Origin of the sequence: Dyella sp. SG562 (assembly GCF_011759495.1) — a bacterium.
GTDB classification, from domain to species: Bacteria; Pseudomonadota; Gammaproteobacteria; order Xanthomonadales; family Rhodanobacteraceae; genus Dyella_D; species Dyella_D marensis.
Map to the genome: position 1 here is coordinate 178,725 of NZ_JAAOYS010000004.1, position 26,235 is coordinate 204,959.

Below are 26,235 nucleotides of genomic sequence, written 5' to 3' on the forward strand. Positions count from 1 at the left end.
CTGGCCGTGCTGACTGGCGCTCACGGCGCTATTGGTAGGTCAGCGTGTAAGTAGCCGTCGCCGTCACCTGGCCGCTGCCGGCCGGCGTGGCGGTCAGGTAGTACTGCGCGTAGTACGGAATGCTCAGCGTGCCGTTGGGCGTGGCGCCCAGCGACTTCGCCGTGTTGAAGGTCACCGGATTGCGGCTGCCGTCGAGCAGGCGCACGCCCACGTTCGCCGCCTTGCCGGTGCCGGTGGCCGGCGCGATCACGCCAGCGCCGGTGCCCGGCGTGGACGTGGCCAGCGTGATGGACACGTTCGAACCCGACTGGCAGCTGAGGTTGATCTTGAACGCCGTGGTCGCGGCGGTGGCGCCGACGGCCGTCAGCGCGCTGGTGCTCACCGGCGGCAGGGCCACGTTGAGCGTCTGCGAATCGGTATTCACCGAGCAGGCGATCACGCTGACATTGCCGCCGCTGAAGGTGAGGCTGGACAGCGGGCCGACGCTGGAGGTCTTGCCGTAGATGTACCACCAGAACTGCATGAGCTGGATCGAACCCAGTGCACCGGGCGTGATCGGGCCGGTCTTGACCAGCTTGGCGGTGAAGGTGGAGGTCGCGCTGGTGGTGGGGTAGTTGACCGTCACCGCTTCGAAGCCCGCCGTGCTGCCCGGGCCGCAGCGCAGGCAGGCGCTGTCCGAGGCCTGCACCGGCGTCGCGGTGACCACCAGGGCCACGCCCTGCACATTAGTGTCGAAGGCGATGCCGCCGCCGCTGGGCGGATCGCTGGGATCGCGCGGCGCCAGGTTGCCCGCCTGCATCGTCACCACCTTGCCCTGCGCCGTGTTGTCGTACGGCATGCCGGTGCAGCTGATGGTGATCGGCGCGGTGCCTGAAGTAGCCAGCACCGTGCCCACCGGCGCGCTGGGCGACACGCTGACGTTGCCGATGCTCAGCGTATTGTTGGTGATCGTGCAGTTCACCGCCGCGCTGGCGCCCAGCGGCAGCAGGCACAGCAGCAGCGCCAGCAGCAACAGGCCGCCGATGCGTCGCGAGAAATGGAACATGCGCATCACGGGTGGCTCCCGCTGCCCGACACCGCCGCGGTACAGGTGGCGTCGAACTTCTGGTAGCTGTCCGCCGCGCCCTTGGCCGCAGCGGGCAATTGATAGGGGAACTGGCAGCGCAGCGCGTTCTCGTCGGCATCCTGCCACTGCACGCTCAGCACGCCGCGGTCGCCCGCGACGCGGGCCAGGATACGCCCGGCCTGGCCGACCACGCCCACGTTCTTGCCGTTCTCGTCCACCACTTCGGCACCGAACGGCACCACGCGGCCGTCGGCCTGCTTCACGCGCACGATCATCGAGCGGCCGCTTTCGGTCTTGTAGCGCAGCATCACCACGGCGCCGGCATGCGGCGCCGTTTCGGCGCTGGTGCTTTCCATCTGCACCGACAGCGGCAGGCCCTTCGGGTCGATCTGCACGGTGTTGCGGTTGTACGGCGTGAGGTAGGGCACCAGCGCATAGCCGGCGCCGTTGATGCGCACGCCGGCGGCGTTGAGCACGCGCGCGCCCTTGGCGTCCGGCGCGGAGACGATCGCCACGGTGTCGCCCATCGGCTGGCCGAAGGTCACGCCCCCCGGATGCGCCACCACGGAACCGGCCACGGTGACCGAGGCCTGCGAGTAGCCGCTGCCCTTGCCGTAGCTGGCGTTGAACTGCGCGAACGGGCTGCGGTAGCCGCCGTACACGGTGCCGGCATTGCTGGAATCCGTACCGTTGCCGCCGTTGTCGTGCGTGGCGGTGGCGCCGTAGCTGTATTCGTTGTCGACGCCGGCGGTGCCGCTCAAGGTGCCCTGGGCCAGCGAATGGCCGCTGCTGTCGTGGCTCACGGTGGCGCCGAAGGTCGGCGCGTGCACGCTGTCGCCCAGCGGCAGCGAGATGCTGGCGAAGAACTGGTTGCTGAAGCGGCCGTTGACGTCGCGCACGCGCGTGGCCGACAGGTTGTAGCTCAGGCGGCGGAACGCGTTGTTGTAGCCCACCTGGAACTGCACGTCGGTGCCGCTGCGGCTCCAGTAGTCCACCGCGGAGCCGGTGACGTAGACGGTGCCGCCGCTCTGGCCCAGGCGCTGGTTGACGTTGATGTCGAAGCGGCTGCGCTGGCGGTCGAGCTGGCGGGTGAAGCTGGTGAAGCTGTTGGACGCGCCCTGCAGCGCCTGGCGCTGCTCCGGCGTGAGCAGGTCCGGCGTGCTCACGCCGTTGATGGTGGTGAGCGTGGTGGGGTCCACGTAGCGGTAGCCGCGCGCGATGTCGCGGGTCAGCAGCGCGTCGCGCAGGCCCAGGTAGCCGCTGGTGGAATAGCGGTAGGTGGCCACGCTGAAGGACGTGTTGCTCTCCGGGATGATCTTGCTGTAGCTCAGCCGCACGCTCTGGCCGTCCTGGCTGGACTGGCCGGGGATCTCGGTGCGCGCCGCGGTGACGTCCAGCGCGATCGCGCCGTAGTGCGTGTTGAACGCGCCGCCCACCTGCACCGCGCCGTAGCCGGAGGTGCCGACGATGCCGGCGTAGCCGGTGAGCAGGTTGCTGAAGCCGTGCTGCACGGTGGCCTGCGCGATCGCCGGCTTGGCGTGGATCGAGGTGTCGTGCAGCTCGCCGGCCACCACCGAGAAGCGCGTGACGCCCGGGCGCAGCAGCTGCGGCACCGAGGCGTAGGGCACGGTGAAGTTGCGGATGCGGCCGTCGGCTTCGGTGATGGTGACATTGAGGTCGCCGCCGTAGCCGGTGGAGTAAAGATCCGAGATCACGAACGGACCCGGCGACACCGTGGTTTCGTACAGCACGATGCCGTTCTGGCGCACCGTCACCTTGGCGTTGGACTCGGCCACGCCGCGTACGGTCGGCGCGTAGCCGCGCAACGAATCCGGCAGCATGCGGTCGTCGGTGGCGATCTGCACGCCGCGGATGCTGACGCTGTCGAACAGCTCGCCGCCGGTATACGAATCGCCGATGGTCATCTGCGCGCGCAGCGACGGCAGGTCGCGGCGCAGATAGGTGTCGATGTTTTCCCAGTGGCGGCGCGACGGTGCGCCGGCGGCGCCGGACTGCATCAGCAGCGTCGAATCGTGGCGCAGCTGCCAGCCGCCGAGGTTGATGCCGGTGTTGAGGCCGAGGAAGGACGACGTCTGGCTGACGCCGCCGTTGCGCGTGCGGTAGCTGTTGAAGCTGTAGTTGAGCAGCGCCGCGTTGACGCCGCGGTCCCAGTTTTCCGGACTCACGTAGCCGCGCGCGCGGGTGCCCAGCCAGGCCTGCGGCACGCTCACGTCCAGGCGCAGGTTCGGCTGGTCGAAGTTCATGCTGGCCGCGTCGATCAGGCTGCCGATGTCCAGGCAGCCCTGCGCGTCGTTGAGCTTGGCCTGCTGTTCGGCGGACAGCTTCTGCAGCGGCAGGCCGAGGCGGTCGAACAGTTCCTTCGACAGGCACGGGATGGCGTTGGCATCGGGCTTGGGCGAAGCGAAACGCACGTCGCCGCGCGCCACCCAGGCGCCGTTGAGGAAGATGTCGGTGCGGTAGACACCGGGCACCACGATGGTGCCGCGCTCGAAGCGCGAGAGGTCGCCGGTGTTGCGGCCGGCGCCCGACAGCAGGTTGCGGTCGAAGCTCGCTTCCACCGGCGCGGAGGCGTCGGCGCCGGAAGCGGCCGCGCCGTTCGCCGCCGCCGGCGCGGCGGCGAGCGCGCCCAGGCTCCAGCCACCCAGCGCGCCGGCGATCGCCAGGCACAGCAGCGCACGCCGGCCACAGTGGCCGCCGTTGCGGTCGCTGCCGTGGCTGGCGCGCAGGAAGCTCACGGGGCGATGGCGCCCGTGTAGCTGTCGGCGGCGCCGAAATCGTTGATCGCGGTGAACTTCACCACGCTGCCGGCGGCAGGCTTCGGCGCGCCGTCGTGCAGCGGCAGGCGCAGGTCCGACAGCGGCGCGACCATGCCCAGCTCCGCGGCGACGGCCTTGCCGCCGACGCTCACGCTGAGCTCGGAAATGGTGACGTGGAACGGCGTGGGGTTGTGCGCCACCAGCGCCTTGCCGTCGGCGTCGACCTTCCAGGTCAGCTGCGACGGCGCCTTCAGCGGATCGCCCTGCAGGCCGGCCGGGCGGTAGAACAGCTTCAGGCGCGAACGCAGCGCCAGCTGCAGCAGGTTCTGGCCCTCGGCCTGCGGGCCGGTGGGCTTGGGCGGCACTTCCAGCACGTTGAGCCAGAACAGCGACTCGCGGTCGGCCGGCAGCTGCTCGTGCGTGTAGACGATGCGCAGGCTCTGCTCCTTCTTCTGCTCCATGCGGAACAGCGGAGGCGTGATCAGAAAGGGCACATCGACGGATTCGGGGGTGCTATGCACATCGCCGCGGTCGATCCACGACTCGACCAGCACGGGGTGGTCGTTGTCGTTGGTCAGGCGCACGGTCACTTCGCCATCCTTCGCGGGGAAGACCACGCGGGTGCCGCCGATCAATACATTGGCGTGCGCGGCCGGAGCGCCGAGACACAGGGCCAGCAGGCCCGCGCCCAGGGCGCAGACAAACTTCCTCATGGATTTCCCTCGCTGCGAACTTGAGATGCTCCGCCGGTGGCGGCGGAGTGGGCGCCGGAACCGCATGGGGTCGAGCCCCATGGGTTCCGGCGCGGACTTGCCTCTACAACTGACCGCCTAGCCGGGCGGGACTTACTGGTAAAGCATCGTGAACTGCACGGAGGTGGTCACGTTGCCGGCGCCGGCGGCGGCGGTCGCGAAGTACTGCGCGTAGTAGTTCAGGTTGCCGGCGCCGCTGGTCAGGGCGACCTGCTGCGAGTTCTGGGTCGAGGCCGTGCCGGCCAGGTTGATCGCGCTGAAGTCGCTGTTGAGCAGCTGCACTTCGACGCCGGTGGCGCTGCCGCCGTTCTTCAGGTTGCCGTCGGCCATGATGGTCGGGCCCGGCTCGAAGAAGGTCTGGGCCTTGGTCAGCGAGCCGCAGTTGCTCAGGGCCAGCGCGAAGGCGGTGCGGCCAGCAGTCGTGCCGGCGGCGCTCAGCGAGGTGGTCGACACGGTCGGCAGGGTCACGTTGACCGTGGCCGGGCTGTTGGCGCCGTTGATCTTGCAGGTGGAGGCGTTGACGGAGCCGGTGATGTTGATGGTGCCGTCGGCGGCCGAAGCCTGGTTCGGGGCCAGGGCGGCAAAGCCCAGGGCGGCGATCAGGGCGGTGGCGAGAACGTTCTTCATGGTATGCCTTTGTCCTTAACGGGTTTTTGGTTGGGTACGGCAGTGGTTGCGCTCCGGACGCGGGCTTGGTCTCTCGTCCCCCTGCGTCTTTCTCCGAGGGGAGGGCGCTGCCGGCGCTTCCCTCGTTGGCGATGGGCCTATGCAGAAGCCATGCCAAAAAACGTGATCTAGTTGACACTTAAATCTGAGAACAATCTCTCAGAATTTTCCTACCAACGATTAAGCAACGTCAAAAATTTGTCGAGGACATGGAGGGTCAAAAAGTGACCTCCGTGGGCCAAGTCCTTGCCTGTACGCAAAAAATCGTACAAACGCCCAGGTTTACAGTGCTCCTGTCAAGCGTGCTTGACATCGCGCCGGGCCCTGCCTAGCGTGCTGTCAAGCTTGCTTGACACGGCAGGCGTCCTGATCGACGGGGGAGCGAGGCGTATGGAGGGGGCGATGGAAAGTCTGACCAGGCGCATGGCGGCTTGGCCGGCGTGGGCCCGGCGCCTGCTGCTGGGGCTGATCATGGCGGGGTATTTCGCGGTCGTCGGGCTGATGGCCCGCCTGCATGGCACCGGCTCGCGCGTGCTGACCCTGGTGCTGCTGGTCGCGCTGACCTGGCTGCTCGCCTACGTGTCGCGCGCCACGGCCTGTTCGGAAGCGGACGGCGAAATGCGCCGCGAGGACCGCCGCTACCTCGCCGAATTCGTGCCGGCCATGGCGGTGTACTTCGCCCTGATGCTGTTCGTATGGCCGCTGCACAAGACCACCGGCACGGCCTGGCTGAAGGCGCTGATCGCGCTGGCGCCGGCGTTGCCGGTGGCGGCGATGGCGGTCTCGCTGTTCCGCTACGTCACCGCCAGCGACGAATTCATGCAGCGCCTGCACTTGCAGGCGCTGGCGCTGGCCGCGGGGGTGGTGGCGGTGCTCAGCGTGGCCGTCGGCTTTCTGGCCGCGGCCAAGGTGGTCAGCCTGGACGGCACCGTGCTGCTGCTGGTGTTTCCGGCGCTGATGCTGGTCTACGGCCCGACCCTGGCCTGGGCCAAGCGCCGCTACCGCGACTGACGCGATGGAGAACCGGGTACGCGAACTGCGCGCCGGGCGCGGCTGGTCGCAGGCCGACCTGGCCGCGCGGCTGGACGTGTCGCGGCAGACCGTCAACGCGGTCGAAACCGGCAAGTACGACCCCAGCCTGCCGCTGGCTTTCAAGATCGCGCGGCTGTTCGAGCAGCCGATCGAAGCGATCTTCCAGCCGGACGGCGAGGCGGGGCACTGACGCATTGGGGATGACAGCGGCCGCACGGCCGCATGAGCGAGGGGAACACAAGCAATGGCCATCAAGGGACGCACCATGGTGCGCATCGCCGCCGTCGCGCTGGGGTTGGGCGCGCTGGCCTGGAACCAGTTCCATGCGCGCGGCGGCGGCAACGACGCGGCCGCGGCGGACGACGGCACGCCGGCCGCCGCGGCATCCGCCGCGCCGGCCCGGCCGGAAACCTGGCGGCTCGGTTCGCTCACGCTGACGCCATGCGAGCTGGGCCAGCCCAACAGCGGCATGACCACCGCCGCCTGGTGCGCGCCGTTCGAGGTGCCGGAGAACCGCGACGACCCGCACAGCCGCAAGATCAAGCTGAAGTTCGGCGTGATCCGCAGCAGCGCCCAGGTCGCCACCGACGACATGGTGGTGCTGCTGGCCGGCGGCCCCGGCCAGGCGGCCACCGAAACCTGGCCCGGCGTGGCGCCCGCGCTGCAGCCGCTGCTGGCGCACCGCCACGTGCTGCTGCTGGACCAGCGCGGCACCGGCGGCTCCAACCCGCTGACCTGCAAGCCGGCGGAAGCGAAGCCGGGCAGCGACGAAGAGCTCGCCTTCGACCCCGCCAGGCTGCGCGCCGAAACCGCGGCCTGCCTCAAGCAGCTCGAAGGCAAGGCCGATCCGCGCTACTACACCACCACGGTGGCCACGCAGGATCTGGACGACCTGCGCCGCGCGCTGGGTTCGCCGAGCTTCGACCTGGTCGGCGTTTCCTACGGCACGCGCATGGCCCAGCAGTACCTGATGCGCCATCCGGAGGCGGTGCGCGCGGTGGTGCTGGACGGCGTGGTGCCGAACGAACTGGTGCTGGGCGAAGACTTCGCGCAGAACCTGGAAAGCGCGCTCAAGGCGCAGTTCGCACGCTGCACGGCGGACAAGGCCTGCCACGAGCGCTTCGGCGACCCCTACCAGACGCTGTACCAGCTGCGCGATGCGCTGCGCGCCAATCCGCACCAGGTCAGCTTCCGCGATCCGCAGAACTACCAGAGCGTGCAGCGCGTGCTGAGCGAGTACTCGCTGGCCAGCGTGGTGCGCATGTTCGCTTACTCCCCGATCACCGCCGCGCTGCTGCCGGTGTCGATCGACGCGGCCGCGCATGGCGATGTCGGCCCGCTGCTGGGCCAGGCCAAGCTGCTGTCGGGCGATCTGTCGGACACCATGAACGGCGGCATGCAGTCCTCGGTGATCTGCAGCGAGGACGCCGACCTGTTCACGCCGCGCCCGCAGGACGCGCACTCCATGCTCGGCACCCGCGTGCTCGACACCTTGCAGGCGGTGTGTTCGGTGTGGCCCAAGGGCACGCGCCCGGCCGACTTCCACCAGCCGGTGAAGAGCGACAAGCCCGCCCTGCTGTTCTCCGGCGAGTACGACCCGGTGACGCCGCCGGCCTATGGCGACACCGTGCTGAAGGGCTTCGCCAACGGCCGCCACTTCGTGCTCAAGGGACAGGGCCACAACGTGGTGACGGCCGGCTGCGCGCCGGACCTGCTCAAGCATTTCGTGGAAGACCTGGCGCCGGCCAAGCTCGACGCGAAGTGCCTGGAGCGCCTGCAAGCCACCCCGCAATTCATCGATTTCAACGGAGCCGCGCCATGATCGAGGTGAGGGACCTGCACAAGGCATTCGGCACGGTCAAAGCCGTCGACGGCGTGGGCTTCACCGCGCGCGACGGCGAGATCACCGGCCTGCTCGGCCCCAACGGCGCCGGCAAGACCACCACCCTGCGCATGCTGTACACGCTGATGAAGCCGGACCGCGGCCAGATCCTGGTCGACGGCATCGACGCCGCCGCCGATCCGCTGGCGGTGCGCCGCCAGCTCGGCGTGCTGCCCGACGCGCGCGGCCTGTACAAGCGCCTGAGCGTGCGCGAGAACATCGATTATTTCGCGCGCCTGCAAGGCCTGCCCGAGGACGAACTGGCCACGCGCCGCGAGGCGCTGATCAAGGCGCTGGAGATGGAAGAGATCGCCGACCGGCGCACCGAGGGCTTCTCGCAGGGCCAGCGCGTGAAGACCGCGATCGCCCGCGCGCTGATCCACGACCCGCGCAACGTGATCCTGGACGAGCCGACCAACGGCCTGGACGTGATGGCCACCCGCGCGCTGCGCCAGTTCATGCAGAAACTGAAGGCGGAAGGCCGCTGCGTGCTGTTTTCCAGCCACATCATGCAGGAGGTGGCCGCGCTGTGCGATCGCATCGTGGTGATCGCGCACGGCCGCGTGGTGGCCGACGAATCCCCGCAGGCGCTGCGCGAGCAGACCGGCGCGGCGAACCTGGAGGATGCCTTCGTGAAGATCATCGGCAGCGAGGAGGGCCTCGCCGCATGAACACCGTTGCCTACAAGGCGCGCCGCGCCAACGCCTTCCTTACCGTGTTCCTGAAAGAAGTGCGCGAGAACCTGCGCGACCGCCGCACCCTGATCAGCGCGCTGCTGACCGGCCCGCTGCTGGGGCCGCTGATCTTCGTGATGCTGGTGAAGGCCTCGCTCAACCGCGAGCTGGAGAAAGCCGAGCAGCCGCTGAAGGTGCCGGTGATCGGCGCCGAGTACGCGCCCAACCTGGTCGGTGCGCTGAAGGCCGGTGGCGTGGTGCCGCAGCCGGGCATCGGCAATCCCGAGCAGGCGGTGCGCAAGCAGGATGCCGACGTGGTGGTGCGCATCAGCCCGGATTACCCCGCGGCGTGGCGCAAGGGCGAGCCGGTGCAGGTGGAGGTGCTGTTCGACTCCTCGCGCAGCGACACCAATACGCCGGTGGAGCGCGTCAGCAAGCTGGTGGAAGGCTATGCGCGCCAGCAGGGCGCGATGCGCCTGGTGGCGCGCGGCCTGTCGCCCGGCACCGCCTGGCCGATCGCCGTGGCCAGGCGCGACCAGGCCACGGCGCAGGCGCGCGGCGTGCTGATGTTCGGCATGCTGCCGTACTTCTTCATCATCACCATGTTCATGGGCGGCATGTACCTGGCGATCGACCTTACCGCGGGCGAGCGCGAGCGGCAGTCGCTGGAGCCGCTGTTCGCCAATCCGGTGGCGCGCTGGAAGATCCTTACCGGCAAGCTGGCGGCGATCTGCGCGTTCTCCGGCGTGAGCCTGGTGATCAGCCTGGTGGCGTTCGCCCTGGTCGGCCGGCTGGTGCCGACCGAGAAGCTGGGCATGGAGCTGGACCTGGGCGTGCATTTCGGCTCGCACGTGTTCCTGCTGATGCTGCCGCTGCTGTTGCTGCTGGCGGTGCTGCAGTCGCTCGTCGCGGCGTTCGCCAAGAGCTACCGCGAGGCGCAGACCTACGTGTCGCTGCTGATGTTCGTGCCGGCGCTGCCGAGCCTGCTGCTGACCTTCATGCCGATCAAGCCGCAAAGCTGGATGTACGCGGTGCCGGTGCTGGGCCAGCACCTGGGCGTGATGCGCCTGCTGCGCGGCGACGCGGTCGACATGCAGCAGCTGGCTACCTGCGTGCTGGGCACCCTGGCCGCGGCGCTGCTGCTGTTGCTGGTGACGATGCAGCTGTACCGCTCGGAGCGGCTGGCGATCTCCTCCTGAGCTGCGGGTACCATGGGGGTTTCCCGGCCTCGAGGAAGCCCCCATGCGTTACCGCCTGCTCGCCGTGAGCCTTGCCGCCGCCCTGGCCGGCTGCAGCTCGTCCCACCAGGACGCCGCCGCTCCAGCGGAGCCCAAGCCCGCCCCGACCGCCACCGCCCCGGCCCAGCCGGCGCCGCCGTCCACCGATGCGGACCTGGCGAAACAGCGCATGGGCGACTACGCCACGGTGAAGCTGAGCGCCGACCTCTCCGGCTTCGACGACCAGCAGAAGCAGATGCTGGCCCTGCTGGTGCAGGCGGCCGACGTCACCAACAGCCTGTACTGGCAGCAGTCCTGGGGCGACAAGGCAGCGCTGATGCAGCGTATTCCGGACGAGGACACCCGCCGCTACGCCGAGATCAACTATGGCCCGTGGGACCGCCTGCACGACGACCAGCCCTTCGTCGCCGGCATCGGCCCGCGTCCCGCCGGTGTGCAGTTCTATCCGGCCGACATGGACAAGGACGAGTTCGAGAAGGCGGACCTGAAGGACAAGGCCTCGCTCTACACCCTGCTGCGCCGCGACGCGCAGGGCAAGCTGATGACCGTGCCCTTCCACGAGGCCTACAAAGCCGACCTGGAAAAGGCCGCCGGCCTGCTGCGCCAGGCGGCGGAGCTTTCCGCCGACAAGGATTTCGCCCATTACCTCAAGCTGCGCGCCGACGCGCTGCTCAGCGACGAATACCGCAAGAGCGACTTCGCCTGGATGGCGATGAAGAAGAACCCGGTCGACATCGTGATCGGCCCGATCGAGACCTACGAAGACCAGCTGTTCGGCTACAAGGCCAGCTACGAAAGCTATGTGCTGGTGAAGGACCAGGCCTGGAGCGAGAAGCTCTCGCGCTTCGTCAAATACCTGCCGGAACTGCAGCGCGAGCTGCCGGTGGAGGCGAAATACAAGGCCGAAAAGCCGGGCTCCGACGCCGACCTCAACGCCTACTTCGCCGTGTACTACGCCGGCGACGCCAACGTCGGCGCCAAGACCATCGCGATCAACCTGCCCAACGACGAGGAAGTGCAGCTGAAGAAGGGCACGCGCCGCCTGCAGCTGGAAAACGTGATGCAGGCGAAGTTCGACAAGATCATGCTGCCGATCGCCAAGGAACTGATCGCCGGCGACCAGCAGTCGCATCTCACCTTCGATGCGTTCTTCGAGAACACCATGTTCCACGAGGTGGCGCACGGCCTCGGCATCAAGAACACCTTGACCGACAAGGGCCTGGTGCGCGCCGCGCTGAAGGACCAGGCCTCGAGCTTCGAGGAAGGCAAGGCCGACATCCTGGGCCTGTACATGGTCAGCAAGCTGGCCGAGAAGGGCGAGCTGGACAAAGCCAGGCTGATGGACAACTACGTCACCTTCCTGGCCGGCATCCTGCGCTCGGTGCGCTTCGGCGCCAGCGACGCGCATGCGAAGGCGAACATGGTGCGCTTCAACTTCTTCAAGCAGCAGGGCGCCTTCAGCCGCGACCCGGCGACGGGCCGCTACCGCGTGGACTTCGACAAGATGACCGCGGCGATGAACGCGCTGTCGGCCAAGCTGCTGACCATCCAGGGCGACGGCGACTACGACACCGCCAGGAAGCTCACCGACAGCATGGGCAACGTGGATGCCGAGCTGGCCGGCGACCTGAAGAAGCTGGACGGGGCGAAGATCCCGGTGGATATCGTGTTCGAGCAGGGCCTGGACGTGCTCGGCCTGCAGCAGCCCTCCAAGTAGCCCCACCGCTACCCCCTCTCCCCTCCGGGGAGAGGGCTGGGGTGAGGGGCCGGGCGGAGCAGTGAGCTCAAGATCGGAAAAGACCTAAAAGCTCTTTCCCGATCCGCAGCATCAAGCATCCAGGTCCGGAATCAACCGGCTTTCCAAGCGAGCGATCGCATCCTTAAGCAGCAATTTCCGCTTCTTCATCCGCGTCAGCTGCAGCTCGTCGCGGCCCATGGCCGCGGCCAGGGCGTCGATGGCGATATCCAGATCGCGGTGCTCGACGCGCAGTTCGGCCAGCAGATGGGCAATCTCGGCGGGATCCTGGACCTGCATGGGCGGCGGCTGGCGGCTGGCGAAAGGACGAAACCCGAGTGTACTCCGCCGGGCCGGGGCCGGTGGAGTTGCCGGAAGACAGGGCGGGGCCGGGGCAGGGCCGCTACAATGGGCGGCCATTCGCTCGCCGATGCCACGCCATGTCCGCCCAGCCCGAAGCCACCCGCAAGCAGCAGTACGAGGCCGCCAAGCTGGCCAAGCGCCTGCGCCACCAGGTCGGCCAGGCCATCGCCGACTACAACATGATCGAGGACGGCGACAAGGTGATGGTGTGCCTGTCCGGCGGCAAGGACTCCTACACCCTGCTGGACATCCTGCTGTCGCTGCAGGCGAAGGCGCCGGTGCGCTTCGAGCTGATCGCGGTGAACCTCGACCAGAAGCAGCCGGACTTTCCCGAGCACGTGCTGCCGGACTACCTCACCGCCCGCGGCGTGCCGTTCCACATCATCGAGCAGGACACCTACAGCACGGTGACCCGCGTGATCCCGCAGGGCAAGACCATGTGCAGCCTGTGCTCGCGCCTGCGGCGCGGCGCGCTGTACACCTGGGCCGCGGCCAACGGCATCACCAAGATCGCGCTGGGCCACCATCGCGACGACATCCTCGGCACGTTTTTCCTCAACCTGTTCCACCAGGCCAGCCTCAAGGCGATGCCGCCGAAGCTGCGCTCGGACGACGGCCGCCACGTGGTGATCCGTCCGCTGGCGTACTGCAAGGAAGCCGACATCGCCGAGTACGCGCAGCTGCAGCAGTTCCCGATCATCCCGTGCAACCTGTGCGGCTCGCAGGAGAACCTGCAGCGCAAGGTGGTCAAGCGCATGCTGGAAGATTGGGAGAAGCAGTACCCCGGCCGCAGCGAGACCATGTTCCGCGCGCTGGGCGCGGTCGCTCCCTCGCAGCTGGCCGACCGCAACCTGTTCGATTTCGCCTCGCTCGGCACGCGCGAAGGCGCGTCCCGCGCGGACGCGCACCAGTGGCTGGCCGGTGCGCCCGAAGAACCAGCCGAAGCCTGATCCCTCCCCCCTCACTTGCGAGTAACGCCGTGTCGCACTTTGCATCCGTTGAAATGACTCCGGGCGATCCGATCCTGGGACTCACCGAGGCCTACCTGGCCGATGCGCGCCCGGGCAAGGTCAACCTTGGCGTGGGCATCTACTACGACGAACAGGGACGGATCCCGCTGCTGCGTGCCGTGCACGAAGTGGAGCAGCGCCTGGCGCAGGAAGCGAAACCGCGCGGCTACCTGCCGATCGACGGCCTGCCGGCCTACACCCAGGGCACGCAGAAGCTGGTGTTCGGCGCCGAATCGCCGCTGCTGGCGGCCGGCCGCGTGGCCACCTCGCAGACCGTCGGCGGCAGCGGCGCGCTGCGCGTGGGCGCGGACGTGCTGAAGAAGGCCCTGCCGAAGGCCAAGATCGCCATCAGCAACCCGAGCTGGGAAAACCATCGCGTCGTGTTCCTCGCCGCCGGCTTCGAGGTGGTCGAGTACACCTACTACGACCCGCAGACCCACGGCCTGGATTTCGCCGGCATGCTGGCGGACCTGGGCAAGCTGGAGCCGGGCACCGTGGTGCTGCTGCACGCCTGCTGCCACAACCCGACCGGCGTGGACCTCAACGCCGAACAGTGGCAGCAGGTGGTCGAGGTGGTGAAGGAGCGCCAGCTGCTGCCCTTCATCGACATGGCCTACCAGGGCTTCGACCAGGGCATCGACGCCGACGCCACCGCGGTGCGCCTGTTCGCCGCCTCGGGCCTGGAGTCCTTCGTGGTGACCAGCTCGTACGCCAAGTCGTTCTCGCTGTACGGCGAGCGTGCCGGCGCGCTCAGCTTCGTCGCCGCTGACCGCGACGAAGCCCTGCGCGTGCAGTCGCTGGTCAAGCGCACCATCCGCTCGATCTATTCCAGCCCGTCCACCCACGGCGGCGCCCTGGTGGCCGGCGTGCTCAACAGCCCCGAGCTGCGTGCGATGTGGGAGCAGGAGCTGGGCGAGATGCGCGAGCGCATCCACGCGATGCGTGCCGGCATGGTGGAGAAGCTGGCGGCGCACGGCGCACCGCAGTTCGGCTTTATCCAGCAGCAGGCCGGCATGTTCTCGTACTCGGGCCTGAGCAAGGCCCAGGTGGATCGCCTGCGCGACGAGTACGCCATCTATGCGATCGGCACCGGCCGCATCTGCGTGGCGGCGCTGAACCGTTCCAACCTGGACACGGTGGCCGCGGCGGTGGCGGCGGTCAGCAAGAACTGAACGCAAGAACGCACGTCACACCGGCGTCACGCGTGACCGTTTGAATTCCGGTTCGACCGAAGGCGCGGCTGCAAGGCCGCGCCTTTTTTTCTTGCCCGGAGGAAGCCGTCATGAAGAAAGCATGGATCGTCCTGTCGCTCGCCAGCCTGCTGTGCGCTTCCGCCGCGCACGCCGCCAGCACGCGCACCAGCTGGGTGGTGTCGCAGGTGTATGGCTATAACCATCCGTTCGCCGCTACCGACAGCGCGGAGCTCGGCACCAAGATGTCGACCATGGCGGCCAGCGCGTTCAATTTCTATCGCGGCACCGCGCATATCTTCTACCAGGATATGCAGACCCTGCCGGCGTCCAGCTACACCACCATGCAGACCGGCTACACCTGGATCGGCGGCGACGCGCATATCGGCAACTTCGGCGCCTGGCAGGACAGCGGCGGCAACACGGTGTTCTCGGTGGACGATTTCGACGAGGGGTATCTCGGCCAGTACGTGTGGGACCTGCGCCGCCTCGCCACCAGCATGGTGCTGGCCGGCCGCGCCAGTGGCCTGGCCGACAGCGACATCAAGACCGCGATCGACACCATGGTCGGTGCCTATGTCGACAAGATGGACGATTTCAAGGGCAGCAGCGCCGAGTTGAGCTTCCAGCTCAAGAACGGCAATACCTCCGGCGTGGTGAACGACACCATCGCCAAGTCCAAGGGCGATGCGCGTTCCGATCTGCTGGCGAAGTACACGCAGGTGGGCGGAAGCACGCGCCAGTTCCAGACGATTGCCGGCACGCTCGCCACCGTCGACAGCAGCACTTACAACAACATCGCCGCGGCGATCGGCGGCTACGTCAACACCATCGCCTCGTCCAAGCGCTATGCCGCCAGCTACTACCAGGTAAAGGACATCCGCCAGAAGCTCGGCTCCGGCATCGGCAGCCTGGGCCGGCTGCGTTATTACGTGCTGGTCGAGGGGCCGTCCACGTCGACGTCGGACGATGTGATCCTGGAATTGAAGCAGGAGGTGTCCAGCGCCGTCGCCGAAGTCGACGACGGCCAGCTGCCGGCCGCCGATTACAACAACCACGAAGGCGACCGCGTGGCGATGACCGCCAAGGCGCAGACCTTGAACGCCGACGTGCTGGCCGGCTACGCGACCATCAACGGCATGGCGTTCTACGTGCACGAGAAGTCGCCCTACGCGGAAGACTTCGATCCGACCAAGCTGAGCAGCGCCGGCAAGCTGAACACCGCCGCCACCTACCTGGGCCAGGCGCTGGCCTCCGCACACGCCATCTCCGACCAGGACTACGACAGCAGCATCGTGCCGTACAGCATCGACAAGCAGGTCACGAATGCGGTGAGCAGCAAGAGCGGGCTGGAATCGGAAATCGCCACTTTTGCGTTCGGCTACGCGGACCAGGTGAATCTGGACTGGCAGTCCTTCGTCGGCGCGTACAACGCCGGCACGCCGCTGTACTGAGTAAGCGAAGGAGGGCGGCGCGCGCGCCGCCCTCCCTGTCCTCAGTAGTCGTAGCTCACGCTCAGCCGCACATAGCGCGGCAGCTGCCGCGAGGTCGGCGTGCCGTACAGCGGATTGGCCTTGTTCGGCGAGGACTCTCCGTTGGGGAAGATCGCGAGCACGCGCTGCTCGTTCAGCGCGTTGAACACGTTGGCGCTGAAGGCCAGCCGGCTGGCCGCGAACGCGGGCCGATAGCTCACGCCCAGGTCCAGCTGGCGGATCCACGGCAGGCGCCCCTGGCTGCCAGGCGGCGAGGGTTCGCCGAAGCAGAAGTGGTAGCTGTTGCCGTAGCCGGCGGGGTCGGCGCGGTCCGGGCCGTAATAGCCCAGGCAGGGCTTGGGCGCGCCGGCGATCAGGCTGAGGTTGGCGGAGACCAGCCATTCCGGCGTGAGCTGGTAATAGCCGAAGAACTTCAGCTGGTGCTTGTGATCGTTGTTCTGCGCGCCGTTGCTGTACGCCATGATCCAGGAGTTGTCCCAGTCCTGCGTGGTCGACACCGCGGTCTGGCCGGTGCCGCGCGATTCGCGGTACAGGTCCGAACGCAGCTGGCCTTCGGTATTGCCGTAGCTGCGCGAGAACACGTAGGTGAGCTTGCCGTACCACTGCCCGTCGAACGGATGCTCCAGGAAGGTCTCCAGGCCGTAGTACTTGCGCTTGAGCGTGGGGAAGCCGAACTCCGCGTTGTTGAGCGGCACGCTGACGTAGCGTCCGGAGGTGTCGACCAGGGTGAAGGTATTGGCCTTGCCGGGATTGAACAGCCAGCAGCTCACCGGATTGCTGGACGTGGTGACGTCGTAGCCCAGCGACTGCGCCTTGGCCAGTACGCGGTCGATATCGCAGTAATCGTCGATCGCGCTGCGCAGCACGCGCTGGGTGAGCTTGGCGCCGTAGACCCAATCGGTGCCGGCGGTCTTGGTGAAGCCGAGGATGAACTCGTCCTGGTATTCGGATTTCAGATCCTGCGTGCTCACCGTCTTGGGGTCGGGCAGGATGCCGAACGCATTGTTGGCCGATACCGGACCCGACATCGCGGTCAGCCCGGTGGGCGTGCCGTCGGCGGCGATGCCGCTGTAGGTGTAGTACTGCGAGGTGCTGACGTAGGCGCCCGCCGCGTTGAGCGAAGGATTCAGCGGCAGGCCGAGGTAGTAGCGGCCCGCATTGCCGTAGATCTTGAAGCTGGAATCGCCGTACACGTCCCAGGCGAAGCCCAGGCGCGGCGCCCACTGCGGCTTGTGCTGGGTGATGTAGGCCTGGCCGTCGGCGTTGTAGTTGCGGAACTGGTCGTTGCGCACGCCGATGGAGAGCAGCCAGCGCTCGGTGAGCTGCCATTTGTCTTCGATGTATTGCGCGCGCTGGCTGGAGCGCACGGTGGCCAGGCTGTTGGCCACGGTCTTGACCACGTAGTAGCCCTGCGCGCCGTTCGGGAAGCCGCCCGTAGCCGGCACGCCCAGGCCGGTGGACAGCGGCGTGTTCGGATCGGCCTGGTCGTAGGCCCAGTAATAGCCGGGGCCGGAGGTGTTGGAGCCCTGGTTGAGCGCCTTCGCGGTCTGGTTGTCGATGCCCGCGCTCAGGGTGTGGTCGCCGAGCTTGTAGGTCAGGTCGATGCGCGTATTGGTGGTGCGGTTGCCGCGGCCCGGATCGAACAGCGAGACGATGGTCTGGCTGTTGCCGCGGCCGACACCGCCGTTGAGCGCGGGGTTCTGGTTGGTCACGCCGTCGACGTAGGTGAGCGAGGGGTCGTAGCCGCCCGGCACGTCGTAGTCGGACGTCTTCATGCGGCCGTACTGCGCGGTAAGCGTGAGCGCGTCGGTGAGATAGCCGGTGTACTTGGCCGTGTACACGTCGCCGCCGCTCTTGATGTTGTCGTCCGCGCCGATGCGCGCGCCCTGCGCGCGGTTGACGTAGTCGTAGCGGTAGATGGTGCCCGAGCTGTTGTATTTGTCGGAAGCGCCGGTGACTTCGAGGATGTGGTTGTCGGTGATGTTCCAGTCCAGCTTGCCGTACCAGCGCGGGTCGTTGTGCCGATAGTCGACATACGGCTTGCCGGAAAGAAAGCCGCTGACCGGGTTTACCGTATTGCCTTCCTGCCGCTCGTATTCGCCGGCGACGAACAGGAACAGCTTGTCCTTCACCAGCGGGCCGCCGGCGTAGGCGCTGACCGTGGTGGTCCAGCTGCGGTCGGCGCTGTCCGGTGCGTAGAGATTGCCGGCGACCGGCGTGGCCGGCAGGCCGCTTTCGTAGAAGCGGTCGCGCTGGCGCGCGCGGGCAAATGCCGGCTCCCACAGCACCTGCGTGCCGAAGTGCCATTGGTTGGTACCGCGCTTGCCCACCACGTTGATGACGCCGCCGTCGGAGCGGCCGTACATCGCGCTGTAGCCGCCGGTGTAGACCTCCTGCTGGTCGATCGCTCCATAGGGCAGGGTGAGGCCGCCGAAGCCGCGCAGCGGGTCGGTGGTGTTGAAGCCGTTGACGTAGTACGCGTTCTCGCTGGCCGAGGAACCGCCGAAGCTCACCAGCGACTGCCCGGTGGGCCCGCTGAAGCTGCCGCCGTTGTTCACCACGCCCGGCGCCAGCAAGGCGATGGCTTCGGAGCTGCGGCCCAGCGGCACCTTGGCGAGCTGGTCGGAGGTGACCACGGTGCGCGAGTCGACGCTGGACACGTCGATCGCCGGCAAGGCATTCGCGGTGACGCTGACGCCGCCGAGATTCTGCGCCGACACCGCGCCGGCGAACGACACTTCGGTGCCCGCGCCCACGCGGATCGCGATGTTGTCGCGCGTTTCCACCACCTGGCCTTGCCGCTGCAAGGTCACCGTATACGTGCCCAGCGGCAGCTGCGCGACGCTGTAGCGGCCCTTGTCGTCCAGCGGCACTTCGCGGCTCAGGCCGGTGCTGCTCTTGATCAGCACGCTGTCGCCCTGGCCCGACGCCACCTGGCCGAAGATGCCGCCGGTGGTGGCCTGCGCCAGCGCGCCGCCGCTGATGCACAGGCCGATGGCCAGTGCCAGGAATCGTTTGCTGCCCGAGTTAGTCATTGCGTCGTGCTCTCCCCATTGAGCGGGCGCGGAAGCTCCCCGCGGACATGGCATGCCGCGGCTGAGCCCTGCGGTGCCCGCAGTGCCTGGATGGTGCTGTTCAATCCGATGGATGGTCGAAAGCGACGCTGCCGGAAGCCGCTGGCGCGGCCGACGCTTTTCGCTCGAGACATGACCGCGCAACTTCTCCCAGAATGTTGCGATGCGGCATGCGAGTCCGTTATAGCGAAAAGTTTTTTGGATGTATAGATGGCTAAACGAATCCGTGCACGGCTTCGTACTTTTTCCTGAGCCGCAGGTCCGCGGCAGCGGCGATGTGTCCAGAACCGGCATATCGACATGCCCCGGACGGCATGAGCGAGGGCCGGGGCGGCCTCATCCGGTATGATGGTCGTTTCGTGCGCCCCGGTCCGGGGCCGCCAGACCGCCCGGATACCCAGCCCAGTCATGTTCTTCCGCAATCTCACGCTGTTCCGCTTTTCCCCCGCCGTGGCCGAAGACCTCAACCGACTCGACGAAGTCCTGGCCGAGCACCGCCTGCGCCCCTGCGGGCCGCTGGAAATGGGCACCAAGGGCTTCGTGCCGCCGGTAGGGCGGGGCGAGGAAGCGGCGCTCACCCATGCGGTGAAGGCCTGCACCCTGGTCACCGTGGGCAGCGAGGACAAGCTGCTGCCCGCCGCCGTGGTCAACGACGAGCTGCAGCGCAAGGTGCAGAAGATCGCCGAGGAAGAAGGCCGCAAGGTCGGCGGCCGCGAGCGCAAGCGCCTCAAGGAAGACCTGCTCACCGAACTGCTGCCGCGCGCCTTCGTGCGCAGCTCGCGCCTGTCGGCCTACGTGGACAAGCGCCACGGCTGGCTGGTGCTGGATACCTCCAGCCGCAAGTCCGCCGAGAACGCGCTGACCCAGATGCGCGAGGCCCTGGGCAGCTTCCCCGCGGTGCCGCTGGCGCCGGAGGAAGGCCCGCGCGTGCTGATGACCGACTGGCTGGCCACTGGCAACCTGCCGGCCGGCCTGGCCCTGGGCGACGAATGCGAGCTGCGCGACCCGGCCACCGCCACCGGCGCCATCGCCCGCTGCCGCCGCCAGGAGCTGGACAGCGAGGAGATGAAGGAGCACCTGCGCAACGGCAAGCAGGTGTTCCAGCTGGGCCTGGTGTTCGACGACCGCATGAGCTTCGTGCTGGGCGAGGACCTGGTGGTGCGCAAGCTCAAGTTCCTGGACGTCGTTCTGGACGAGATGGGCGACAGCCACCAGGACGCCGCCGCCGAGATGGATGCCAGCTTCGCCCTGCTGACCCTGGAGCTGGAGCGCCTGCTGGGCAAGCTGGAGGAGTGGTTCGGCCTGCCCCGCCCCGCCGACGGCTGAGCCGGCCAGGCTGAACGGCGGCTCGAAAGCGTCGAGCTGCCGCCCGCCAGGCCGCGCGGTTATGCGGCCAATGCTCCGAAACCCCCGCCACGGCTGGAATTTTTCCTGCCGAACCCCATCTATCCGGGTTCCCGGCGTCCCTGCGCCGGGCGTCACCCAGCCGTCTTGCATAGCCTGCATGCTCTCCCCACAGTGGCGGGCGGACAATGGCGGGACAGGGCGGCCGGGAGCAGCATAGACAGCAAGGCGGGGTAGTACCGATGACGCAGCATCTGGAAGGCGACTGGCTGGAATTGTCGACGACGAGCGGCGGGACCATCCGCGTGCTCAAGTCCGCGCATCCGCGCGCGCGCCGCCTGCGTCTCACCGTCACGCCGAAGGGCGCGCGCGTTTCCTATCCGCACGGCACGCACCCGGCCCAGGTCAGCGCCTTCCTGCGCAGCCACGTCGACTGGCTGGAGAAGAAGCTCGACGAATTGAACCTGGTGACCAAGCCGCTGCCGCCGCTGCGCCTGGGCTATGCCACCGAATTCCCGCTGCGCGGCGAAACCACCTTGCTGGACTGGGCCGAAGGCCCGTATCCGAAAGTCGAACCCTACGAAGGCGGCCTCACCCTGGTGCTGCCGCGCCCGCATACGCGCGCGCTGCCGGTGGCGCGCGGCCTGCTCGCCTCGTATTTCGAAACGCTGATGCGCCGCGACGTGGCACGCTGGATGGCCGGCTATGTGCCGCAGCTGGGCCTGGCGCCCACCGCGCTGCGCATCCGCCCGATGAAAAGCCTGTGGGGCAGCCTCGACACGCGCGATCGCATCAACCTCGATCTCGCACTGGCCCTCGCGCCGCCCGCGGCCCTGCGCTACGTGCTGGCGCACGAGCTGTGCCATCTGAAAGTGCGCAGCCATTCGCCGCGCTTCTGGGCGCAGGTGGAGCACCTCTTCCCCGACTGGCGCGAGCAGCGCGACTGGCTGCGGCAGAACGGGGCGATCCTGAAGGCGGAGCTGGACCGGCTGGTGGCCGACGTCGCGGATTGACCCGCGCTAGGTTGGGGTGAGCGCAGCGAACCCCAACAGTGCGGTGCGCACGAGGCTTGCACCGTTGGGGGTCGCCGCGCTCACCCCAACCTACGCAATGCGGCGGCCGTAGCGCAGATAAAGCCATGCGGTGAGCGCGATCGCCACCACCGAAAACCCCGCCGCCGTGGCGAACAGCGGCCCATAGCGCCCGCCCGACACCAGCCATCCGCCCAGCGGACCGGCCACGCCCAGCGCCAGGTCGGTAAACACCGAATACGCGCCCAGGGCGGAGCCGCGATTGCTCAGCGTCACCCGCTGCACCGCTTCGACGCCCAGCGCCGGGAAAATCAGCGAGAAACCCAGGCCGGTCAGCGCGCCGCCGAACATGGCCATGGCCGCGCTGCCCGCCGACGCGAGCACGATCAGGCCCACGCATTCCAGCGTGAACGACACCAGCGCCACGCGATAGCCGCCGAAGCGCGAGATCGCCCCGCCCAGCACCAGGCGCACGCCGACGAAGCACGCGCCGAACACGCTCAGCGTGGCCGCCGCGCCGCTCCAGCCCATCGCCGCGTAGTACAGGGTGACGAAGGTGGCGAGCGCGCCGAAGCCGATCGCGCCCAGGGCCAGGCCCATGCCGTAGGGGAACACGCGGCCGAACACGTGATGCATCGGCAGCCGTTCGCCGGATTCCACTTTCGCCGCCGGCCGGCGCCATCCGAGCAACAGGCCCGCCACCATCAGCAGCGCGCCCGCGATGCCGATGCCGATAAAACCGAACGCGCTGGCGAGCTGCACGCCCAGCGGCGCACCCGCGGCGAGCGCACCGTACGTCGCCACGCCGTTCCACGAAATCACCTTGGCCGTATGCGCCGGCCCCACGCGCCCGATGCCCCACATGATGCAGCCCGTGCCCACGCAGCTTTCGCCCACGCCCAGCGCGAGGCGCCCGAGCAGCAGCAGCACGAGCGACGCCAGCGGCCACGGCCGCAGCAGGGCGGCGACGATCATCAGCACGGCGCTGACGCCGCAGGCGGCCATGCCGATCATCGCCGCGCGCTTGGGGCCCGCGGTATCGGAAGTGCGTCCGGCAAAGCCGCGGCTCAGGAAGGTGGCGATGTACTGCGTGCTCACCACCAGGCCGGCGAGCACCGCGCCGTAGCCCAGGTCGCTGTGCACGAACGGCGGCAGCACGGCCAGCTGCAGGCCGATCACCAGGTAGGCCAGGAAGGTGAAGCTGACGATCTGGACGATGCGCCAGGTCAGCCGCAGGCCCTGGGGCTCGTCGTGGATAGCGGTAGTCATGGATTTCTTTCGGGCAGACCGCGAAGCAGGCGGGGCGCGGCGTCGCCTATTGTCGCAGAGCAGCATGGCTGCGGCGACTAAAGAAACTTTTAAATTCAGCCGTCGGCCGCGGGAAAATCCACCTGGCCGATCCAGTTGCGCTGGCGGCGCGCCAGGCGATCGCCCACGCCTTCCCCGTCCAGGGTGCTGGAACTGCGCTGCAGCAGCGAGGGATCGACGTTCTCGAAGGTATTGACGTTGACCACCGCGTACAGCTGCCCGTCGATGCGGCTGGTGACCAGCGGTACCACGCCGCAGGTCATGCAGATCTGGAACGCCGCGGTTTCGGTGCCGAAGGCATAGCGCGAGACGCGCGCGGGATCGGCCACGCGCACCTGCAGCCTGCCCTGGGGATTCGACGTCCACAGGCCGCCATGGCGGGTGCAGAAGGTGCAGGTGCACGCGCGCGCCGGGATGCTCTCGGGATCGGGCTGCCAGTCCAGCACGAACGAGATGTTGCCGCAGTGGCAGCGTCCTTCGATCAGCATGCCGGACTCCCTTCGTCGAACATCAGCCGCCCAGCGGCATGTGCTGCACGGCGAAGGCGCCCAGGATCCGCGAGGTCTCCTCCGGCTTCTCCAGCACCGGCATGTGATTGCAGCCGCTGAGCACCGAGGAGCTGATCGCGCTGGAATGCGTCAGGCCGTTGCGCAGGCTGTCCAGCCCGGAGATGTCGATGATCTTGTCGTCGTGGCACCACAGGCCCAGCACCGGCATGGTCAGGCGGTCCAGGCGGTTCTGCACCGACAGGTACTGCGAGGGATCGAGCAGTTCGTGGAAGGTGCGGTCGGTGAAGGGGCGTTCGTCCTGGTTCTTCTTGATCAGCACGTCGACGAAGCGGCCCGGGATGCTGGGCATCTTCTCGAAGGCCAGCAAGGTGGCGCGTTCGAAGCCGGCGCGGTCGTCGTAGTTGAACAGGTTCGTGCCGGCCAGCGACTGGCGCACGAAGTCGTTCTCCCTGGTCTTCAGGCCGAACGCATCGATCAGCGCCAGCGCGGCCACGTGCTCCGGATGATCGGCCGCGTAGGTGCCGGCGATGGCGCCGCCCATCGAATGGCCGACCAGGATCACCTGCTGCAGCCGCAGCGCCGCGACGAAGCCCTGCAGGCGCGCGGCCTGTGCATCGATGTTGTAGCTGGCGCCGTCGACGCGGGTGGAATCGCCCCAGCCCGGCAGGTCCGGCGCGATCACGTGGAAATTCGGGGTGAGCAGGCGCAGCTGTTCCAGCCACACATTCTTGTCGGCGCCGAAGCCGTGCAGCAGCAGCAGGGTCGGCCCCTTGCCGCCTTCGTAGTAGACCCACTTGGTGTCGCCCACCTGCACCGAATGCGTTTCCACGTGCGCGGCCATCGCCTTGCGCGCCACTTCCGCGCGCAGCAGCCATTGCGGCGCGAACAGATAGCAGCCGCCCAGCCCCAGGCCCAGCACCAGGGCCACGATGGCGAGGAATTTCAGGCGGCGGATCAGCAGCCGCTGCCACAAGGGGCGCTGGCTGCCCTGGCCGGCGGCGGGAAGGGTGGACTTGGTCATCGTGACGATCCGCGCAGGAGAAAGGAGAGCATGTCGGGTCGCACGGCGCGCCGATCAAGCCCGGCGCGCCGTGCGGCGTCGATCACTTGGCCGGCTTCTTCGCCGCCGGGTGCCTGGCCTTGTCGATGATCCGCTGGACGGCGTCCTGGGTCATCGGGTGATAGCCGGACTTCGCCTTCGCATACACCTGCTCGGCGTAGGCCAGGCCTTCCGGCGTCTTGACGAAGGCGCGGTACAGCGGCGTGGTCAGGTACAGGCGGCCGATGCGCGTCATATGCTCGGCGGCGGCGCTCCACACGGCCTTGTCGCCGGCGGCGATGGCGTGGCTGTACCAGCGCATGCCGATCTCGGCGTTCGGCGTGCCGGTGAGATGCCAGGCGGCGTCGAGCTGCTGCATTTTCTCCAGCGGCGCGACGTCGGGCATGCCGTCCAGGAAGTACATCCATTCCTGCGTGTTCCAGCCCCGGGCGTCGAGCTTGTCGGCCGCCAGCGACCCGGCGAGGAAGCCGGCGCGTTCCTTGTCGATAGCGTCGAAGCGCGGCGAGACGGGCAGCGGCGCGTTCTTCGGAATGCCCGGCTCGTACACCCATTCCTTCACTTCGGCCCAGTCCATCTTGCCCGGGTTCTGATCGAACAGATGGGCCTTCAGGTACTCCAGCATCTGTTCGGTGTCGATGCTCTGGAATGCGAAGTGGGCGAAATAGCCCTTGAGGTACGCATCGAAGGTGCTGCGGCCGAAGCGCTGCTCCAGCGTGCGCAGGAACCACGAACCCTTGGTGTAGGCCACGTCGGACAGCGTGTCGTCCGCGTCCACGCCGTGCGGTTCCGGCGCCAGCTTCTGCGAGTTCTGCGGCATCTCGCCGATATGCTTCTGCAGGTCGCGCGCGGACAGCAGCGCTTCCTCGTCGGCCAGCGTCTTGCCGTACACCGCTTCGGTGATGCGGCCCTGCACGTAGGTGGTGAAGCCTTCGTTGAGCCAGATGTCGCGCCACGCGGCGCTGGTCACCAGGTTGCCCGACCAGGAATGCGCCAGCTCATGCGAGACCAGCGAGACCAGGCTCTTGTCGCCCACCAGCACGGTCGGCGTGGCGAAGGTCATGTTCGGGTTTTCCATGCCGCCGAACGGGAAGGACGGCGGCAGCACCAGCAGGTCGTAGCGGCCCCACGCGTAGGGGCCGTAGAGCTGCTCGGTGGCCTTGATCAGCTTCTCGGTGTCCTCGAATTCCTTGGCGGCCTTGCCGACCACGCTGGGTTCGGCATACACGGCCGAGCGCGGGCCGGTTTCCTTCACGTCGATATCGCCGGCGGCGACGGCCAGCAGGTAGGACGGGATCGGGTGCGGCTGGTCGAAGCGGAAATCGCCGTCCAGCGCGTGCTTGGCGTCGTTGAGCGCGCTCATCGCCACGCGCACGTTCTTCGGCGCGCTGACATGCGCGCTGTAGGTGAAGCGGATCGCCGGCGAATCCTGCAGCGGCACCCACGAGCGCGCGTGGATGGATTCGGACTGCGAGAACATGAAGGGTGCTTTCTTGTCGGCCGTCTGCTCCGGCGTCAGCCACTGCAGTCCCGAGGCGGTGGGCGCGGTGACGTAGGCGATGCGCACCTGCGCCGGATGCTGCGGTGCCTGGATGGTGAGCTTGCTGCCAAGCTGCTTGTCGGCCGGCGCCAAGGCGTACTTCAGCGCGCTGGCCTTGCCGGCGGCATCCACCGCTTCCACCTTGGCGATCTTCAGGTCGCGCGTGTCCAGCACCAGCGCCTGCGCCTTGGCGTCTTTCCAGTCCAGCTTCAGCGTGGCCACGCCGTCGAGCTGCTTGTGCGGGAAGTCGATCTTCAGGTCCAGGTCCAGGTGGGTGACGCGCACCTGGTCGGGCTGGGCGTAGGAATGGGGATCGGCGGCGTAGGCGGCCAGCGGCAGGCTGAAGGCGCCGATGGCGAAGGCGCTAAGGAGGCGCATGGGATGCTCCGGTCAACGGGAGCGCCGAGTATGCCATTGCCCCGGCGGGGCGGCCCGTACCGGGAGTACTGAGAGACGCCGGGTATAAACCGGGCAGCCTCCTCGTACAGACCCGC

Annotated in this window: 21 protein-coding genes; 11 read left to right on the forward strand and 10 right to left on the reverse strand. The window is 68.0% G+C overall.

Features of this window, described 5'->3' with window-relative positions:
* Positions 1-28: 28 nt before the first annotated feature.
* From FHW84_RS10070 to FHW84_RS10085, 4 genes are all read right to left on the reverse strand, one after another.
* Complete coding sequence (locus FHW84_RS10070; RefSeq protein WP_167255016.1) at positions 29-1,051, reverse strand: fimbrial protein; 1,023 nt, start codon at positions 1,049-1,051, stop codon at positions 29-31.
* Complete coding sequence (locus tag FHW84_RS10075) at positions 1,051-3,822, reverse strand: fimbria/pilus outer membrane usher protein (protein WP_167255018.1); 2,772 nt, start codon at positions 3,820-3,822, stop codon at positions 1,051-1,053. The genes FHW84_RS10070 and FHW84_RS10075 overlap by 1 nt, the downstream gene beginning before the upstream one ends.
* The gene (locus FHW84_RS10080; RefSeq protein ID WP_167255020.1) at positions 3,819-4,556 is read right to left on the reverse strand and encodes a molecular chaperone; all 738 of its coding nucleotides are present in this window, start codon (positions 4,554-4,556) and stop codon (positions 3,819-3,821) included. Before FHW84_RS10080 ends, FHW84_RS10075 begins: the two co-directional genes overlap by 4 nt.
* A 132-nt stretch (positions 4,557-4,688) precedes the next feature.
* The gene (locus tag FHW84_RS10085; protein WP_167255022.1) at positions 4,689-5,222 is read right to left on the reverse strand and encodes a fimbrial protein; all 534 of its coding nucleotides are present in this window, start codon (positions 5,220-5,222) and stop codon (positions 4,689-4,691) included.
* 441 nt (positions 5,223-5,663) lie between these two features.
* Between FHW84_RS10085 and FHW84_RS10090 the strand changes: the two genes are divergently transcribed.
* The 6 genes from FHW84_RS10090 to FHW84_RS10115 are packed head-to-tail and all read left to right on the forward strand — an operon-like array spanning position 5,664 to position 11,804.
* Complete coding sequence (locus tag FHW84_RS10090) at positions 5,664-6,272, forward strand: hypothetical protein (RefSeq protein ID WP_167255024.1); 609 nt, start codon at positions 5,664-5,666, stop codon at positions 6,270-6,272.
* 4 nt (positions 6,273-6,276) lie between these two features.
* The gene (locus FHW84_RS10095) at positions 6,277-6,483 is read left to right on the forward strand and encodes a helix-turn-helix transcriptional regulator (protein WP_167255026.1); all 207 of its coding nucleotides are present in this window, start codon (positions 6,277-6,279) and stop codon (positions 6,481-6,483) included.
* A 54-nt stretch (positions 6,484-6,537) separates the two neighbouring features.
* Complete coding sequence (locus FHW84_RS10100; protein WP_167255028.1) at positions 6,538-8,115, forward strand: alpha/beta hydrolase; 1,578 nt, start codon at positions 6,538-6,540, stop codon at positions 8,113-8,115.
* Positions 8,112-8,846: an ATP-binding cassette domain-containing protein gene (locus tag FHW84_RS10105; protein WP_167255030.1), complete on the forward strand. Its 735-nt coding sequence runs from the start codon at positions 8,112-8,114 to the stop codon at positions 8,844-8,846. The genes FHW84_RS10100 and FHW84_RS10105 overlap by 4 nt, the downstream gene beginning before the upstream one ends.
* On the forward strand, positions 8,843-10,048 hold the full coding sequence (locus FHW84_RS10110; RefSeq protein WP_167255032.1) for an ABC transporter permease: 1,206 nt from the start codon (positions 8,843-8,845) through the stop codon (positions 10,046-10,048). The genes FHW84_RS10105 and FHW84_RS10110 overlap by 4 nt, the downstream gene beginning before the upstream one ends.
* A gap of 43 nt (positions 10,049-10,091) precedes the next feature.
* The gene (locus FHW84_RS10115; protein WP_167255034.1) at positions 10,092-11,804 is read left to right on the forward strand and encodes a Zn-dependent hydrolase; all 1,713 of its coding nucleotides are present in this window, start codon (positions 10,092-10,094) and stop codon (positions 11,802-11,804) included.
* Between the two features lie 111 nt (positions 11,805-11,915).
* Here the strand turns inward: FHW84_RS10115 and FHW84_RS10120 are convergent, their stop codons facing one another.
* Positions 11,916-12,122, reverse strand: coding sequence for a DUF465 domain-containing protein (locus FHW84_RS10120; protein WP_167255036.1), 207 nt, complete (start codon positions 12,120-12,122; stop codon positions 11,916-11,918).
* 140 nt (positions 12,123-12,262) lie between these two features.
* On the opposite strand from FHW84_RS10120, the gene ttcA reads away from it, so the two are divergent.
* From ttcA to FHW84_RS10135, 3 genes are all read left to right on the forward strand, one after another.
* Positions 12,263-13,135: a tRNA 2-thiocytidine(32) synthetase TtcA gene (ttcA, locus tag FHW84_RS10125; protein WP_167255038.1), complete on the forward strand. Its 873-nt coding sequence runs from the start codon at positions 12,263-12,265 to the stop codon at positions 13,133-13,135.
* Positions 13,136-13,164: 29 nt separating this feature from the next.
* Positions 13,165-14,367 (forward strand): amino acid aminotransferase, encoded by a 1,203-nt coding sequence (locus FHW84_RS10130; protein WP_167255040.1) that lies wholly within the window; start codon positions 13,165-13,167, stop codon positions 14,365-14,367.
* A gap of 110 nt (positions 14,368-14,477) precedes the next feature.
* Positions 14,478-15,839, forward strand: coding sequence for a DUF2252 family protein (locus FHW84_RS10135; RefSeq protein ID WP_167255042.1), 1,362 nt, complete (start codon positions 14,478-14,480; stop codon positions 15,837-15,839).
* A gap of 41 nt (positions 15,840-15,880) precedes the next feature.
* On the opposite strand, the gene FHW84_RS10140 is transcribed toward FHW84_RS10135, so the two are convergent.
* Positions 15,881-18,913 carry a TonB-dependent receptor gene (locus tag FHW84_RS10140; RefSeq protein ID WP_167255044.1) on the reverse strand — a complete coding sequence of 1,011 codons (3,033 nt, stop codon included), beginning with the start codon at positions 18,911-18,913 and terminating at the stop codon, positions 15,881-15,883.
* Between the two features lie 447 nt (positions 18,914-19,360).
* Here FHW84_RS10140 and FHW84_RS10145 point away from each other — a divergent pair, with 447 nt between their 5' ends.
* The gene (locus FHW84_RS10145; RefSeq protein ID WP_167255046.1) at positions 19,361-20,278 is read left to right on the forward strand and encodes a recombination-associated protein RdgC; all 918 of its coding nucleotides are present in this window, start codon (positions 19,361-19,363) and stop codon (positions 20,276-20,278) included.
* 260 nt (positions 20,279-20,538) lie between these two features.
* Complete coding sequence (locus FHW84_RS10150; protein WP_167255048.1) at positions 20,539-21,309, forward strand: YgjP-like metallopeptidase domain-containing protein; 771 nt, start codon at positions 20,539-20,541, stop codon at positions 21,307-21,309.
* A gap of 90 nt (positions 21,310-21,399) precedes the next feature.
* Here FHW84_RS10150 and FHW84_RS10155 read toward each other — a convergent pair whose 3' ends face one another.
* From FHW84_RS10155 to FHW84_RS10170, 4 genes are all read right to left on the reverse strand, one after another.
* Positions 21,400-22,596 (reverse strand): MFS transporter, encoded by a 1,197-nt coding sequence (locus tag FHW84_RS10155; RefSeq protein ID WP_167255050.1) that lies wholly within the window; start codon positions 22,594-22,596, stop codon positions 21,400-21,402.
* A 95-nt stretch (positions 22,597-22,691) separates the two neighbouring features.
* Entirely contained in the window at positions 22,692-23,123 is a 432-nt protein-coding gene (locus tag FHW84_RS10160) for a hypothetical protein (protein WP_167255052.1), read from the reverse strand.
* A gap of 22 nt (positions 23,124-23,145) precedes the next feature.
* Positions 23,146-24,165 carry an alpha/beta fold hydrolase gene (locus FHW84_RS10165; RefSeq protein WP_243868058.1) on the reverse strand — a complete coding sequence of 340 codons (1,020 nt, stop codon included), beginning with the start codon at positions 24,163-24,165 and terminating at the stop codon, positions 23,146-23,148.
* Positions 24,166-24,247: 82 nt separating this feature from the next.
* Positions 24,248-26,119: a M1 family metallopeptidase gene (locus tag FHW84_RS10170; protein WP_167255054.1), complete on the reverse strand. Its 1,872-nt coding sequence runs from the start codon at positions 26,117-26,119 to the stop codon at positions 24,248-24,250.
* Between the last annotated feature and the right edge of the window lie 116 nt (positions 26,120-26,235).